The 15,929-nt window shown below is 26.0% G+C and carries 13 protein-coding genes and 1 pseudogene; 8 read left to right on the top strand and 6 right to left on the bottom strand.

The window, feature by feature from the left end; all coding sequences use genetic code 11:
• Nucleotides 1–387: 387 nt before the first annotated feature.
• Nucleotides 388–1,020 (bottom strand): lactate utilization protein, encoded by a 633-nt coding sequence (locus BRSU_RS11205; RefSeq protein ID WP_048595453.1) that lies wholly within the window; start codon nucleotides 1,018–1,020, stop codon nucleotides 388–390.
• Between the two features lie 465 nt (nucleotides 1,021–1,485).
• On the opposite strand from BRSU_RS11205, the gene BRSU_RS14880 reads away from it, so the two are divergent.
• Entirely contained in the window at nucleotides 1,486–1,740 is a 255-nt protein-coding gene (locus tag BRSU_RS14880; protein WP_245158095.1) for a hypothetical protein, read from the top strand.
• 426 nt (nucleotides 1,741–2,166) lie between these two features.
• Nucleotides 2,167–2,313, top strand: coding sequence for a hypothetical protein (locus BRSU_RS14885; RefSeq protein WP_245158096.1), 147 nt, complete (start codon nucleotides 2,167–2,169; stop codon nucleotides 2,311–2,313).
• A 470-nt stretch (nucleotides 2,314–2,783) separates the two neighbouring features.
• On the opposite strand, the gene BRSU_RS11215 is transcribed toward BRSU_RS14885, so the two are convergent.
• Nucleotides 2,784–3,641, bottom strand: a complete 858-nt coding sequence (locus BRSU_RS11215; protein ID WP_048595455.1) for a flagellin N-terminal helical domain-containing protein — start codon at nucleotides 3,639–3,641, stop codon at nucleotides 2,784–2,786.
• 1,151 nt (nucleotides 3,642–4,792) lie between these two features.
• On the opposite strand from BRSU_RS11215, the gene BRSU_RS11220 reads away from it, so the two are divergent.
• Entirely contained in the window at nucleotides 4,793–5,173 is a 381-nt protein-coding gene (locus BRSU_RS11220) for a PepSY-like domain-containing protein (protein WP_048595457.1), read from the top strand.
• 96 nt (nucleotides 5,174–5,269) lie between these two features.
• On the opposite strand, the pseudogene BRSU_RS11225 reads toward BRSU_RS11220, so the two are convergent.
• Nucleotides 5,270–5,848, bottom strand: a pseudogene (locus BRSU_RS11225) (DUF554 family protein).
• On the opposite strand from BRSU_RS11225, the gene BRSU_RS14675 reads away from it, so the two are divergent.
• Nucleotides 5,823–5,981 carry a hypothetical protein gene (locus BRSU_RS14675; protein ID WP_209435155.1) on the top strand — a complete coding sequence of 53 codons (159 nt, stop codon included), beginning with the start codon at nucleotides 5,823–5,825 and terminating at the stop codon, nucleotides 5,979–5,981. The pseudogene BRSU_RS11225 and the gene BRSU_RS14675 overlap by 26 nt on opposite strands.
• Nucleotides 5,982–6,643: 662 nt before the next feature.
• Here BRSU_RS14675 and BRSU_RS11230 read toward each other — a convergent pair.
• The gene (locus BRSU_RS11230) at nucleotides 6,644–7,645 is read right to left on the bottom strand and encodes an NADP-dependent oxidoreductase (RefSeq protein WP_048595459.1); all 1,002 of its coding nucleotides are present in this window, start codon (nucleotides 7,643–7,645) and stop codon (nucleotides 6,644–6,646) included.
• A 373-nt stretch (nucleotides 7,646–8,018) separates the two neighbouring features.
• Here BRSU_RS11230 and BRSU_RS11235 point away from each other — a divergent pair, with 373 nt between their 5' ends.
• The 3 genes from BRSU_RS11235 (at nucleotide 8,019) to BRSU_RS11245 (ending at nucleotide 10,225) form a co-directional block, all read left to right on the top strand.
• Entirely contained in the window at nucleotides 8,019–8,594 is a 576-nt protein-coding gene (locus BRSU_RS11235) for a hypothetical protein (protein ID WP_048595461.1), read from the top strand.
• Between the two features lie 593 nt (nucleotides 8,595–9,187).
• Nucleotides 9,188–9,463, top strand: a complete 276-nt coding sequence (locus tag BRSU_RS11240) for a hypothetical protein (RefSeq protein ID WP_048595463.1) — start codon at nucleotides 9,188–9,190, stop codon at nucleotides 9,461–9,463.
• 129 nt (nucleotides 9,464–9,592) lie between these two features.
• A complete protein-coding gene (locus BRSU_RS11245) occupies nucleotides 9,593–10,225 on the top strand; it encodes a hypothetical protein (RefSeq protein WP_048595465.1) in 633 nt (210 codons plus the stop codon).
• A gap of 140 nt (nucleotides 10,226–10,365) precedes the next feature.
• On the opposite strand, the gene BRSU_RS11250 is transcribed toward BRSU_RS11245, so the two are convergent.
• Together BRSU_RS11250 and BRSU_RS11255 are read right to left on the bottom strand one after the other, a co-directional pair.
• Nucleotides 10,366–10,935 carry a hypothetical protein gene (locus BRSU_RS11250; protein WP_048595467.1) on the bottom strand — a complete coding sequence of 190 codons (570 nt, stop codon included), beginning with the start codon at nucleotides 10,933–10,935 and terminating at the stop codon, nucleotides 10,366–10,368.
• A gap of 339 nt (nucleotides 10,936–11,274) precedes the next feature.
• Entirely contained in the window at nucleotides 11,275–11,757 is a 483-nt protein-coding gene (locus tag BRSU_RS11255; protein ID WP_048595469.1) for a hypothetical protein, read from the bottom strand.
• Nucleotides 11,758–12,159: 402 nt separating this feature from the next.
• Here BRSU_RS11255 and BRSU_RS11260 point away from each other — a divergent pair, with 402 nt between their 5' ends.
• Complete coding sequence (locus BRSU_RS11260) at nucleotides 12,160–15,885, top strand: DUF2723 domain-containing protein (RefSeq protein WP_048595470.1); 3,726 nt, start codon at nucleotides 12,160–12,162, stop codon at nucleotides 15,883–15,885.
• Nucleotides 15,886–15,929: the final 44 nt, after the last annotated feature.

The raw sequence follows: 15,929 nt of genomic DNA on the forward strand, positions 1-15,929 counted from the left end.
TAAGATAAAAACTCAGAATAAAGCTATAAATTTTGAAGTGCGGGGTATGTAAGTAATTTTTTAATTTATTTACCCACCGCACGCAGAACAAAACTAATAATATAATTTTAATAACAATTCAAATTTTATTATATCATAAAATTTAGTTCATCGTGCGTTAAATAGATTATAGATCTAATTAAAACTTGGGCGGGAACTAAAATTTCTAATGAAGCTATAAAGATAATTAATATAAAAACTCAGGATAAAGCAGAAAATTATAAAGGGCAGGATATATAAATAAATTTTTAAACTTATTTTTTATATTTAAAACCTATAAATACATTAAAGTTATACTGTGCATAATAAATATTTTTTATAAGCACAATATAACTTTTAAATAGAAAATTAAAATCCTAATTCTTCATCTATAAATATAATATGTATTCTGTCTTTTATATGGCATTTATTAACTATAATAGTATAGGCACATAATCTTTTTTCTATATCGCAATTTGCTTCATCGCAAACCATATTTCCTGTACAGCAAGGATTATCTACCTTAAATCTTACAGAATTTTCACCAGCAGCAATACTTCTTACTCTTTTTACAGCATCTTCAACTGTATTACAAACCTTATTCCTTCCAACAATTAAAAATACTTTTTTAGGTCCGTAAATAGTAGCAGCAACTCTGTTTCCGCCACCGTCTGTTGATACTATATCACCATTCTTTGTTATTGCATTAGCTGAACATAAATAAACATCACTGCTAAATGCTTTAATCTCTGCTTCAGCTTTTAATTCTTTATTATTTCTATCTACAAAATTCTTATAGTTTTTTAAATCTTCTAATATTCCCATTTGATTGACTGATGTGCTTCCTCCGAAAGTAATAGTATCATCTTCTTTAATAAGAGATAAAATAAATTTCTTTGCTTCTTCTTTATTTGAAAAACTATCGAAAGCAAAACCTTTTTTATTGAATTTATCTTTTAAAACTAAAGATAATTTTTGAAAATATTCTTCCTGTACTGTCATAAAAAATCCCTCACTTATTTTAAACTTTGATTTAGTATAGTATAAGTAATATTTTTTTCAAGTAAATAAAATTTTATTCTAATCCCCCGCCATCTATATTTTATTATTTAATTCATACATTTTAATTTATTATATTTACTAATTCAATTAAAAATTTTAACGCCCGCCCAAGATTTTTTAAATTTCTTACTCTATTACCGCACGCAGAATAAAACTAAAAATATAATTCAAATTTTATTATTTTTTTAATTTCATTTACCGTACGTTAAATAGATTTTAAATTTAATCATCACTTGGGCGGGAATGCTTTTTTATTTTGCATTAAAAAATATTTAAGGGTTATAAAATGAAATAAAAGCAATATAGTATAGGGGCGGGATATGTAAAATAAATTTTAAGTAAAATACATTGACATAAGTTATTTTTTTTACAATATCTATATCAGTTTTTATTTAGGTTATTATTATGAAAATAGTATTATCAATTATATTAATTTTATTTAATATTAACATTTTATATTCAATAAGTATTTCTCCAGAAATTGGTATATTTATGAATATAGGCGGTTCAAAAATTTTTACTAAAACAGAAGTAAATCAGAATGAATATTCATACCTAGTTGATTTCAAAACAATAAAAGGCGATATATTTGTAGATTTTGAAGCTATTTTTCAATTAGGTGTAAAAAACAATATTAATAATAATATAGTTCTGGCTTAACTTCTCTTTTAGAAATAGGATACAGCCCATATATAATAAGTACAACATATAAAGGTAATGATAAATATAAAGATTATACTTTTACAGATATAGTTTATCTTTATAATTTAGTTTTAGGTGCTTTAGAAAAAATAGTTTTTAACAATTTTTCTATAGGTATAGGAGCAGGTGTATTATTTCCAATATCTGGTTATGGTATTTCAAATAATCCTGAGAATGTAATAACATCTGTACTTATGCCAATAAGAAATGCCTCAATGATTTCACCTTATAGTAAGGAATTAGATTATGCATATATAAAAAAGATATTTAAAGTCCTGTTGCACCATATATAAAGATAACTGCTGAGTATGCATTAAGACCTTATAAAATGGATAATGCTGAAATGGATTTCGTACTTGGAGTATATTTGAATATAACTTTGGTATGAAGTATGATACTTCTGTATTAAATAGTATTATACCAGAATTACATAACTATTATGTTCCTAGCGGCGGAATGTTATATAAATATGATTATTCCAATTTAGATTTTGGGTTTACATTTGGTGTTTCTTTTAGAGCTTTAGAATAATTTAATATTTAATAAAAACTGTCATGATAATAAATATATTATGGCGGTTTTTAATTTTATTATAATTACCACCCTTTATATTCTATTATTTTTATTTGAGTTTTTTAATTTTATTATCCTTATCACTTAATAAGAAATTTCAGCATCCACCCTAGCTTTTTTAAATTTAAAAATACTCGTTACGCACGCAGAGCCGAATTTAAAATATAAACTAAATTATCAATTCAACTAAAATAAAATATAAGAATGCATTCACCGTGCGTTAAATATAGATTATAAATTTAATCAACACTTGGGCGGGCATGTTTTTTCTTTTTTATTTATTAAAGAAAATGAAAATAAATGAATGTAATTAGATTAACAAATATATATGGCGGGATTTAGTAAAAACTATAAAATAAAAAATAGCCAGTCCCATTATAAAAATGAGACCAGCTATTTTTAAATTAGTATGCTATAAACGTACTATATCACTGAACTAAACGTAAAGCGCCTTGGTTCATAGTATTAGCTTGAGCCAACATAGCTAAATTAGCCTGACTTAAGATTTGGTCTTTAGCAAATTTAACAGAAGTTTCAGCCATATCAGTATCTCTTATTCTGCTTTCAGAAGCTGCAGTGTTCTCATAAGCGATCATCAAGCCTTGAGCAGTAAGCTCTAATCTGTTTTGATAAGCACCAAGATTAGATCTTTGTTTAGAAACTTTCATTAAAGCTTCATCAACTATACCTATAGCACTGTTAGCTTTGTCTATAGAAGAAATAGAAATACCAGTACCTTCAGCAGTTTGTAAACCTAAAGCAGCAGCAGTCATAGTTCCTATATAAATTCTTCTTCTTTCATCCATGTTTGCACCCATATGAAACCACATAGAAGCAACTGGAGCTCCGCCTTCATTAGGGTTAGAGAATCTTCCAGTTAACATGTTAAGAGTATTGAACTGAGCTTGGCTAGCAATACGGTTAACTTCGTCTACTAATTGAGAAACTTCAACTTGAATAAGCATTCTGTCAGCATCAGTATAAATACCGTTAGCAGATTGTACAGATAATTCACGTATTCTTTGTAAGATGTCTTGGCTCTCTTGAAGATATCCTTCAGTAGTTTGAATGAAAGATATACCATCTTGAGTATTTCTTTCAGCCTGACGTAAACCGCGAATTTGTGTTCTCATTTTTTCAGATACTGCTAATCCAGAAGCATCGTCGCCAGCTCTGTTGATTCTCATTCCAGAAGAAAGAGCAGCCATATCTTTAGAAAGGTCTACGTTTCTAAATTTTAAAGTACGTTGTGCATTTATAGCACTAATGTTGTTATTGATGATCATCGTCATCCTCCATGATATTTATTCAAAAAGGCATCCGTGCCTAATTGGCAAAAAATATTAAAGAGAATTTAAGGTATTCCGACAATCTAATTAACTATATGAAGTTGCCAAAATACCATTAAATCCTATATAAAGAATATATTATAACGCCAATAAATATATTCTTAATAAATTATATGGTATCAACTAAGCAAATAGGGAGTTCGAGACCGCCAAATACTTGAACTCTCATTTTGCTATACAATAATTTTCGGCCCTGTCGGCATAAAGTTTAATTTGGTTTAGCATTTTTTTCTCTTTTTTAATAAAAAAAATCTAAAAAACATACTGTATTATACATATCTTACATATGATGCGAAAAAATTATAAAAACATCGTTATTCTCACAAAAAATACCTAAATATAATCATAAAAATCATAAAAATTATATCTATTTTATCAATTTTTTGATTTTTTAAGCATTATATTTTTTAATCTTTAATAATTTTATTAATTTTTTTTATAAATTTTTCTCTAATTCCCTACCCTATAATTTTTTTAACTGTTTATAATACATTAATTACATTTTATTTTTAATTATCTTATTATTTTAGATTTAAAGCCTAATATTTTTTAATTTTTTATTCTTATACCTCACTCTAAGTAAAATTAAAAATATATTTGAAATTCAAATATAATTAATATCAAAAATTCTATTAACCGTGTGCATAGAACATTTTTAATATAAATAAAGCTTGGGTGGGGATTAAAATTTCTGTATTGGCATTGAAGAAAATGAAGAAAAGTAAAATAATAATTTTATGCCAAAATACAAAAGAATAAATGGCGGTGTATGTAAATAATTTTTTTAATTTATTTTAATTATATTACTCTAAAAATGATAAATTTTAATAAAAATTTCCAATTTTATTCTAATTTTCATAGCAAAATATCGTATTTACAGTCAATTTTATAGTATTTGTAAATATATTTTACATTTATTCTTGACATACTATCTATTTGTGTATTATATGTATTATAATACCGTATTTTATTTAATTTTTGTAAATTTATTGTAAATTATTCGTAAATAAATATTGCTTAATTTTTACATTCTGCTATAATTATAAATGTAAAGAGATTTTACAATATACGCTATAAGGAGATACAATATGACTAACAGCTTAAACCTTTTTATTAAAATTACACCTAGCCAATTACCTGAGAATATTAGAAGATTTATAGCTTCTAATTACAGCAAAGCTAAAATCGTTTATATCGATAAAGTGAAAGATCAATATGAAATTAAATTAAGTAATGGTATTTATATCAACTTTGACAAAAACGGTTCTTGGAACTATATAAGCAGCGATGACAAATTATCTGAAAATATACTTCCAAAAACTATAGCAAGTAAAATTAAAAACATAATGAAAAAATACAATAATACTTATATATTTGAAATCAATAAAAGAATAGAGTTCTATAGAGTAAGATTAACTAATTCTTTAGAAATCTGCATAAGAAACAATGGTCAATTAATAATGGCATAACTTTTATCATTTTGTATCTCTCTAAAGTAATTAATATATATAAGGCTTGAGTCTTTAATCAGATTCAAGCCTTAAATATTTTTAAACATAATATTTTTATCCTATAAATAAACTAAACAAATAAGAACTATGCAATATCAATAATAATGATGGAAGTAAATTAACTGCACTTATCTGTTTTATCTGAGCTATACTCAAACCAAGTACAAAAGTTAAAAGTACACCTATAGCCACAAAATCATTAAGCATTGTAGTTGATATAAAAGGCATGAAAAATTTAGCTATATAAAAACATATACTAAGTATTATAAACTGAGGTATTATAATTAAATTCATTGCAGTACCTAAAATTGTAGCAAATATAGTTGCCTCAAATATATTCATAATAGCCTTAGATAAAAGTATGCTGTAATCTCCTGTTATAGCTTAATTAATAGCTCCAAAAATATTAGTTCCGCTTGTACAGAATGTAACTACCACTATTAAATAAAAAGCCATATAATAATCTTTATTTCCATGTATTTTAAAATTAAGTTTTTCAATAGCATTATGAAATATATGTTTTACCTTTGAATCTAAATCAATAATCTCACCTATCAATGCTCCCAAAATTAAAGCTAATATTATAGCAGCTAAAGAAGGAAATTTTATGACAGAAGCCATACCTATAGCCATAGCGGAAAGTCAAAATACTACATTCATAGGATTTTTTATTTTATTAGGTATTCTATTTTTTATTATACTTCCCAAATTAGTACCAATAAATACACATATACAATCTATTATTATTCATTTAGGTATCATATGAATTCTACAATTTTTGAACGAAGTTCATTAACATGTAAAAATAAAATGTAAAGTTTAATTCATTTAATTTAATTAAAAAAATAAAATAAAGGTATATAGGGTATTGACAAAAAACTGTTATATAATAAAATAATAAAAACTAAGAGAATATATGAAAAAAAGTAAACAAAAATGCAATCGCTTCAATTTTGGGTGATTGCATTTTTGTTTTATTATTTTTACGCACGCTAAAAAAATCATAAATAGAAACTAATTATCAATCAAATTCAAATTATATATCAAATTAAGTTAAACGTGCGTTATATAAATTTTTTAAATCTAATAACATTTGGGCGGGTACTGAAAATTTCTATTAGGCAAAAGCTTCAAATAAAATTTTAATTGAAAAATAAGTTTATAAAACATAAAGGTCTGGGTATGTAAATAAAGTTTTTAAACTTAAATTACATTTGCCAACCCTTAGGCTTTTTATATTCATTAGTTATTTTTGTGTTATATTTCTTTTTAGTTTTGCTTTGTTATTTTAACACCAACCCTAGATTTATTTAAATTTAGAAAATATTTACCGCATGAATAATGAAATTATAAATATTTGCTTATTCTAAAAATAAATTCAATTACTTATAAAATCTTCACACCATGCGTAAACCAATATAAAGTTAATTACATAGATATTATTATTTTTCCATCTGTATGTTTTTGTAAAATGCATTTTAAAGCTTCTGATGCATTATCAATATTAAATACAGTGGAATATATTTTAGGTTTTATATTTTTATCTTCTACAATTTTTGTAATTTTACGAAGCTGTTCTCCGTCAGCACGCACAAACATAAAACGGTATTCTTTTTGCTCCTTCATTGCTTTTTTATCATATTTAGAACCGGCAAGAGAAAATAATAATTTTTTGAAGAAAGGAAATTTATTGTCTTCAGCAAATTTTTTATTAGGACTGGTTCTCAAACTTAAAAGACGTCCTCCTTTTTTTAATACTGATAATTCTCTGTCAAATTCATTTGCTCCAAGCGTATCTATAACATGATCCACATTTGAAACTAATTCTGAGTAATTTTCTTTATTATAACTAATATATTTATCAGCACCTAAATTAATGAAATGTTCTTTTAATCTTTCACTTCCAGAAACTATAACATTTAAACCTAAATATTTAGCAATTGGAACAGCAAGTTCACCAAAACTTCCAGAACCTCCAGTTATTAAAACAGTTTGTCCGGATTTTGCCTCCAATTCTTCTGTAAATGCTTGATATGCAGTAAGAGCAGTTAAAGGTATCGCAGCCGATGTAATAAAATCATAATCCTTAGGCATAAGAGATATAAACTTACCGTCCACTGCTACATACTCGGCAAAAGCACCTATCTTTGATATAGGCAAGCGAGTATAAACTTTATCTCCTTTCTTAAAATCGGTTACATTCTTACCTACACTTTCAACTACTCCAGAACATTCATTACCTAATGTTAAAGGCATTTTATAATCTTGTATAAGTCTTACTGCCCCTGTTAATATTAACATTTCAAGAGGGTTTACTGCTGCAGCCTTTACCTTAATTAATACATCATTATCAGAAATCTCCGGTATTGGAATATCTGCAATATCTATATCTATTTCCTTTGAATATTTTTTTATTTGAATAGCTTTCATAATATCTCCATTTTTTGTTTTTTATAAAAATATATTTATGTGAAATATAAATCAATATAAAAATTCTGCTCATTTGGAAATTTTGTTGTAATAACGATAGTATTTCTATATATAGAAATGTAATAATGATACATACAACACATATATTGCCTATATTAGAAATTAATAAAAAATTAATGAATAAGTTTTATCTTAGAATTAAAGTTATTTTACTATGTTATTTTAAAGTTATTATATATTTATTAATATTAAAAAAATCTGCACAACGTACGTAATTCAACAAACATATATACCGTATTGACAAAAAAACTATATACATTAGAATTGAAAAACTATATATGATAAAAAATAATTTTAATTAAAGAGTAGTTAAATGAAAATTAAAAAGAAAAAAAATGACAGCAAAGATAATGTAATAGTTTTAATAATATATCTCTTCTTATCTTTAATTATACCGTCCACTGCAATATCATTTTTTGCTATGGCTGATAAAAATATACAAGAAAAAAAAGAAATAATATATAATGATAAAGAAATAATAGATAATAATAAACAAACTAATGCAGCAAATTTTGACAAAGAAGAAGTACTTCAAAAAATAATAACATCATTATTATTAAAAGGAAATTCATCATCTAAATATAGCGGCTCAAAAGTGGATTTAAAAATTCTTGGTATAAGAGTATTAATTGTATATGGACTGACTTATATATTATCGCTTGCAATTACCGCAATTATAGCCCAAAAATATTATCATGAAGATATAAAAATAAAAGAAGATATTAGAGAGACTATAGGAACAATATTAGTAGGGTTGATTACTCTGGCATTAATTGCATTCATTTTAATAGTAGCAGTAATAAATATGGAAAGTAATAGAGAATATTTAGCTTTCAGCGGAGTGATTTTCGGTTTTATAGCCTGTATTATCATTAGAAAAATATCATAAATTTATTAGTATATACCTAAACAACTATATTTTGTCAAAAATAAATTTATATTTTTAATTTTATATCTGGGGCTTTGCCCCAGACCCCACTTCTTTTGGTGCCCCAAAGAAGCAAAAAGACTACATTTGGACTTTAATTTAATAAATTATATTACATGTAAGACATTTTTAGTATGATTTAGTACTAATTTTTACACTTGCACTTTCACGAAGCGTATCCGAGCTTGCCGAGGATATAAGGTTCTTTGACGCTATCCGCTGCGACCGAAGGAAGTACATTTAGGTAGGCGTGCGGCGGGAAAAAGAACAATAAAAAATTGACAAAGTTAAAAATTTTTAGTATATACCTAAACAACTATATTTTTTGTTTTATATTCAGTCAATAATTCAATAAACATCTATACTGTATTGACAAAAAAAGCATATATAATAAAATCATTATGAGGATTATGAAAAATAAAATGCTATTTAATTAGACATTTATTAATTTACACAATACAGTTTTATTTCCTATATAAAAGTCTATATTATAATAAAAAGTATTGTCTTTAATTTTTCTAATCATAATATCTATAAAGGCTTAAAAGTCAGTTATGATAAAAAAACATAAAGAAGAAAATATTTATATAAGAGCTATTATTTTTATTGTACCTACTATGGCAATAATGATATTGTTGATACTATTTATTATTAATGCACCTACAATAGTAACTAAGCATGATGTAGTAAATAATAAATCAGAAACAATGTATAAATATTCTAAAAAACATGATTTACTTAATTCAATTATAAGTTTTATAACTCCAAGCCGTATTCACTATAGGAAATTTGAATGTATTCCTGGGAGTTACGATTATGTTTTTTCTTAGCTTTGCATCGGCTCTGTTTTGTAATTTAGCAATTCATAAAATAAAAAAGAAGGATTAAATAAACAGGAATTACAGTTGGTTTACTACTCGCAAAGATATTTAAGAATTAAGGAGATATTATAAATATCTATGAAAGATATTATTTTTAATTTAATATACAAAATCAATATACCAGAAAATGATTTATTTAGAATGTCGGCATTATTTTTATGCTCTTTTATAATAGTGTTTTTAATATTAGTATTAATTAAAGGAGATTTTAGCTTTAATGAGTTCATTGGTGATAGTAATGGTATAGGTTTGGGAATAATTATAATATTAATAATAGGATTTTTTGGAGTATCAGGATTTTTTATAATAAAATACATTGAAAATACTTATGAATATATATTTATAACCATTGGTATTATAACGGCATTATTCAATATAAACGAAGATAATACAAAAAAGACATTAATTGTAACTTTGATATTTTTTCTTATACTTTTATATGCATCATTTTTTCATGCTACATCCACTATAAATGATGTATCTATGAACAATCAAACTATTACAAATAATTATACTAATGATTTGAAATCTACCTTATCTACTCAAAAAGGTATTGCTGACTTATTATTAGGATATAACAATCTTTTTGCTTCGGTTTTATTTGGTGATATTACATTAAAAGATTATATCATTATAGGATTAATTTTCATTTTATCTGCAACTGTAATTATTTATATAATTAAAAGAATTGAAAAGAAAAAATCAAAATAAATATAATGACAAAAATATACTTTCTTAATCTTTGTATGTGTAATAGATTTTATTTTATCAACTTCTATTTTTATACACACATAAAAAAAGAATCTAAGAAAAGTTTCTGCATTAGTTATACAAGCATGAAATCTTTATAATTATTCATTATTTTTTTTACTATCTTTAGCCTTAATGTATTTACTAATTAACAATCCTATAAATGATATTACACCGCCTCCAAAGAAGGTTAATAATTCTATTATGCTATCTATACTTCCAGCCATATTAAAAATAGCTAAGTTTTCATGTATTTTATAAATAATAACAGAACTTATTACAAGAATTATTGTAAGTAGAATAATATAAAATTTATAAGAGTAGTTTCTAAAAAAGATTATCTCTATTAAAACACCTATAATAGCACATCCCATCATAAATATTATTATTAATCTAACATATAAATCTTTTGAATCCTCTTCAAAATCTACGTTAAGATGCTCTTTATCTCTCCATCTGAGGTAGTTGCGGCGAATTTCTTTAATTTCTATATTACTATTAAAATCATAACTATTTTCTAAAATAATATTATTATCACTTACTATATAGTTTCCATTATAAATGTTGTTTTCTTCAATTTCTTCTATTACATTATATTTATGTTTTGTAATTTCATTATAAAATATAAAAGAAAGGATAATCACTACAACCGCTAATATACTAATCTTCATATAAACCTCTTAAAAAATACTTACTGCAAATTAATACATATTTATCATAAATTGATTTTTATTTCAAGTTATTTGTTAGTACCTACATAATGTATTAATAAAATTAGAATAAATTTAACGCACGCAGAACAAAGCTAAAAACATAAATTTAATTATAATTCAAATCTTATTAACTATAAAATTTTATTCACCGTGCGGTTAGTAAATTTTAAATAAAGCTTGGGCGGGGGCCAAAAAGAATATATTAATTTTTATTATAAATAAAGTTTGATAGAAAAAGAGATTAACAATTATTAAAGGGCGGGGAATTAGAATAAAATTTAAACAAATATATTATTTTTATTTAAATAATAATCTTCCCAATACAAAGCCTATTATAAAGCCTATAGGTAAAGATAAATACTCCAATATGTTTTTTATATTCTCATAATTTATAAAAATAATTAGCCCTGTAATTATAACAGATACAATGAGTATTATTTTGGCAGCAATTAATTCTTTTTTAGGTAAGCTATTTTTTAATAATAATATAAAACTAAGTAAAAGACCTATAATAAGAGAGCCTATGAACATAATAAACACTCTGTCTTCTTCAAGGTCAAGATCAACATCACTTCTGTATCTTCTTATGTTTTGATACTTAATATCAGAGTCTGTATTATAATTATCTTCTATTATATAGTTATCTTCTACTATATAATTTAAATTATAAATGTTAATTTCTTTATTGTTATTATTTTTTATAAAGTCATTATAAAATATGTAAGAAATTATAATGAATATTAGTATAATAGTTAATCTATTTCTTTTTAAGAATTTCATTTTATTTCCTGAATATGACTAACAAATATAGTTTTACTATAATTTAAAACAAGTATTATTTCAATACTAAAAGATAATTGAGATAAAAATATATATTTTACATCCTTGAATAATAAGCGATTTTATTATATAATGATTTCTCATATTAACATATTTTTTATTTTGGTAAATAAAAATAGTGAATAGACATTATTATAAATTATTTATCATAAAATTGATAAATTGCAGTCTTTCGCGAAGCGTATCCGAGCCTATTTAGGATATAGCTTCTTTGGCCAATAGCACAGCCACTTCCTTTGGTCGCAAAAGAAGTTGGGTGCTGCGTAAGCACACAGCGTGGTGGGCAAAGCCCTGCAATTTCACTTAATGAAAACTAATATTCAATAAGAGGTAAATAACTAAATGGCAAAACTTTCGCATCTGGAAAAAGAGTACATCAAAGCTAATTATAAAAATAAAAGCATTGATGAACTTACAAAAAAATTAGAAAAAGACAGAGAGTTAATAGAAGAATATATTAATAATCTGCAAAATAGTCAAAAAAATAATACAAAAACTAAAAAAGAAAAAGTAAATAAAGAAAACGGCGGAAATATACTTTCTAAATTATTCTCTAAGAAAGAAAATCAGGAACCTATTTATAAGAGATATGAAATAAAGCCTTATCATCTTTCTAAAATAGATGCTATATTTGCTGCTGTTGCTTTTCTTTTCACATTCTTTTTGTATTTATTTACATTAACTCCTTCACTTTCAGCAGGTGATAACGGAGAGCTTACAACCGCTGCTTATTTCTTGGGAGTAGGGCATGCTCCGGGATATCCTTTCTATACTTTGATGTCCAAATTATTTACTTATATACCTTTTGGAAATATTGCTTGGAGAACAAATTTATTCTCAGGTACTTGTGCTGCAATAGCAATGATTTTCTTCTATCTTATTATGGTAAAAGTATTAGGACAAAACAGAGTTGAAAGAGGATTCTCTCCTATAGTACAGATACCTGCACTTTTTGCGAGCATTGCTTTTACTATATCTGATAATATGTGGGCACAGGCTACAATGGCCGAGGTTTACAGCTTGAATATACTTCAAATAGCTTCTATGCTTTTAATACTTGTTTACTGGTTTGAAAGCGTTTGGAAGCATGCTAATGATGAAGTACCTTATTATGGAAATAAATTTTTAATGGCTTTCGGCTTTCTTTATGGTGTGGCACTTGCAAATCACCATGTAACTTTGCCTTTCGCTTTTGCTCCTCTTTTGTTTATAGCCGTTGTTTTATTTTTGGTACATAAAGACAGATATATCAATCATATAGAAACTTCATTTATATCAATATTTGTATTTTTGGTGTTGTTATTTATAGGCGGTTTCGGATACTATAGATTTATTATGAATTATGAGGCTTATTTATATTTCCCTCCTGGAGTAGCTTCAAATGATTCAATATTCTCTATAATATTCAAGCCTTTCGCTGATATGAATATAATGAGCGATATATTTACAGCACTTGCTAACGGTTCTTATTTAAGACCTGATATGATACAGAATTTAAAGTCGCCATTCTATCCTACTTTATATAAAGGTATGTTCTTAGTATTTTGGCCTTTATTTTTAGTAGTTGTTTGGTGCTTAGTATATAGATATTTCTTATGCAAGATAGATAAATTCAATAATGATAATGACTTTATCACAGGAATATCAATATCATATTATAAAATGCTTTTAATGCTTGCAGTAGGCGTTATGATATATGCATACATGCCTATAAGAGCCAGAGCATTGCCTCCTCTAAACTGGGGACAATTAAATGAACCTTCAGGCTGGGAGAATTTAAGTTATTTATTTAGTATGATACATAGAAAACAGTATGGAGCTTCAGGAAATGATATTGCTGCAGCCTTCATACTTCACCCAGAACAGATATCTGCTTTAATAAATATATTTAAAACTCAATTAACAGTATTAGGTTTGTTATTCTTAATACCCGGATTATTCCAAATATTCAAGAAAAATAAGTTTATAGGTATATTCTCAGTATTTGGTCTTTTGAGTTTTGCCGTGTCTTTAATGGCATATACTAATCCGCCTCCAAGTGTAAGAACTTTATCATTCGTTGAAGTTTTCTTTTTGCCAGCAACTTTATATATGCTTGTAATAATAGGATTTGGTATTCAATGGTATATGGAATATTTCAATACTAATATAAAAAATGTATTAAAGCCGGCATCAGAAGAAACAGCAGATACAGTATTAAAGCCTTATCATGCTATATCACTTGCTGCAATACTTTTGATAATGATACCTATATTCGTTATGAATTTAAGCCGTAACAATAACTCAAAAGATTACAGTAACCATGACTATTCATACAATATGATGAACTCACTTCCGGACAATGCTATATTTGCCACAGAGGGAGGAGATAACCAAGTATTCGGACTTGTATATTATACTATGGTAGAAAGAAGAAGACCGGATTTGAAAATATATGACCAAAAAGGTAATGTATTTGAAAGAATATACGGTAACCTTATGAAAACAGACGGCAGATGGCTTGGAGATATTAGTGATGCTGTTGATAAAGACTTTATAGAATCAGGCAGACCTTATTATATGGCTTGGAGAAGAGACGGACTTTACAGACTTGGAGATTATTATTTCAAGGCTTATGGTTTGGTATTCAAAGTTCAGCCTATTAAATATGCTTTAGTTGATGAATTAGAGTTCTTTAAAGTTCTTACTGTTAATGATTATAAAGATATTGCTAAAGAGCATTTAAAAAGAGATTATGAGAATGACAAATTAGCAGCTGACTTAAATGCATTATTAGATGAGGGTTTAATTTCGGTTGCAAGAAAAAATATATATGACGGAAATGAAGAGATAACTTTCGTGAAAATGTATGAACTTCCTTTCCCTCAATTCAAAACAGAAGAAGATTATTGGAACAGCTATACTATGCAGGGAACTGCTGAAGAAATATCACATTATGACTTCCTAACAAGAGAGATATTCGTTAGTTCTTATTCTTTAGCTAGAATAGATTTATATAATAGAAGAATAAAAACTTATCAGAAATTACTCGGCTTTATGGGTAATGGCGATGTTGCTAAAAATGGTATAACAAGAGCAGAGGCTAATCAAAAAATAGCAGAGTTTCAGGATTTAAAGAAACAAGAAGAAGACAGAATGCTTACTATAGGCTTTGATATGTCTAATGTATATTTTGCAGTAGGAAATCAGGCTATTATGGACGGCAATTATGAAAGAGCTGCTATGATGTTTGAAGAGCTTATAAAGTTAGAAAAACTTATTTATCCTGCATATTTCAATTTGACTGCTTCTTATGAATATTTAGCACGTTCAAAAGATACTCCTTATGATAAAGAGGCAGAATATTTAAATAAAGCTAAAGAAACTCTTGAAAGAGCAGAAAAAACTTTCCATAGAGGAAAAGATATGGGAGATGCTGCAAGAGAACAGAATCAAACTTATCAGCAAATAAAACAATTTATGGCTAGAATAGATGCGCAGCTTAAAACTACAAGACAGCAGGCTGATAATCTTAAAGCTCAGGCTATGAAAGAAGATACTTTTGAAAGCTATTCTTCTTATGCTAATTATATATATCAAAACAGACAAGATATAGAAGAAACTTTATGGGCTAAATTGGAAGCTAAGAAGAGAGCTATAAGCAAAGATCATATAATAGGTGTTAATAAAGATATATCAATACTTTATGCTAATTTAGGCGACACAGCAAGTTCTATAAGCATATTGAACGATACTTTAAAAATGCCTGATTTGACTAGAGATGAAAGAAGAGGACTAGAGTTTGATTTAGCTAATATTTATCTAAACAATAAAATGTATGATCAAGCTATAAGTACATATTCAAAATATACTAATGATCTTACTCAAGACGGTGCATTTGCTTTATATGCTATAGGACATATATACATAGAGCAAAATAAAATTGTAGAGGCATTAAATATTTATAATGACTTCAGAAGAATAATGTCTCCTTTAGCTGCAAGTAATGATGTTATAGCTAATTTAGATAAAGATGTTGAAAGCAGAAGACTTCAGATAATGCAGTATTTAGGTACTATGGGACAATAATTCATTATTAATAATAATTAAAAATAAAGGCTTGCTATTATAAG

Source organism: Brachyspira suanatina (genome assembly GCF_001049755.1).
GTDB classification, from domain to species: Bacteria; Spirochaetota; Brachyspiria; order Brachyspirales; family Brachyspiraceae; genus Brachyspira; species Brachyspira suanatina.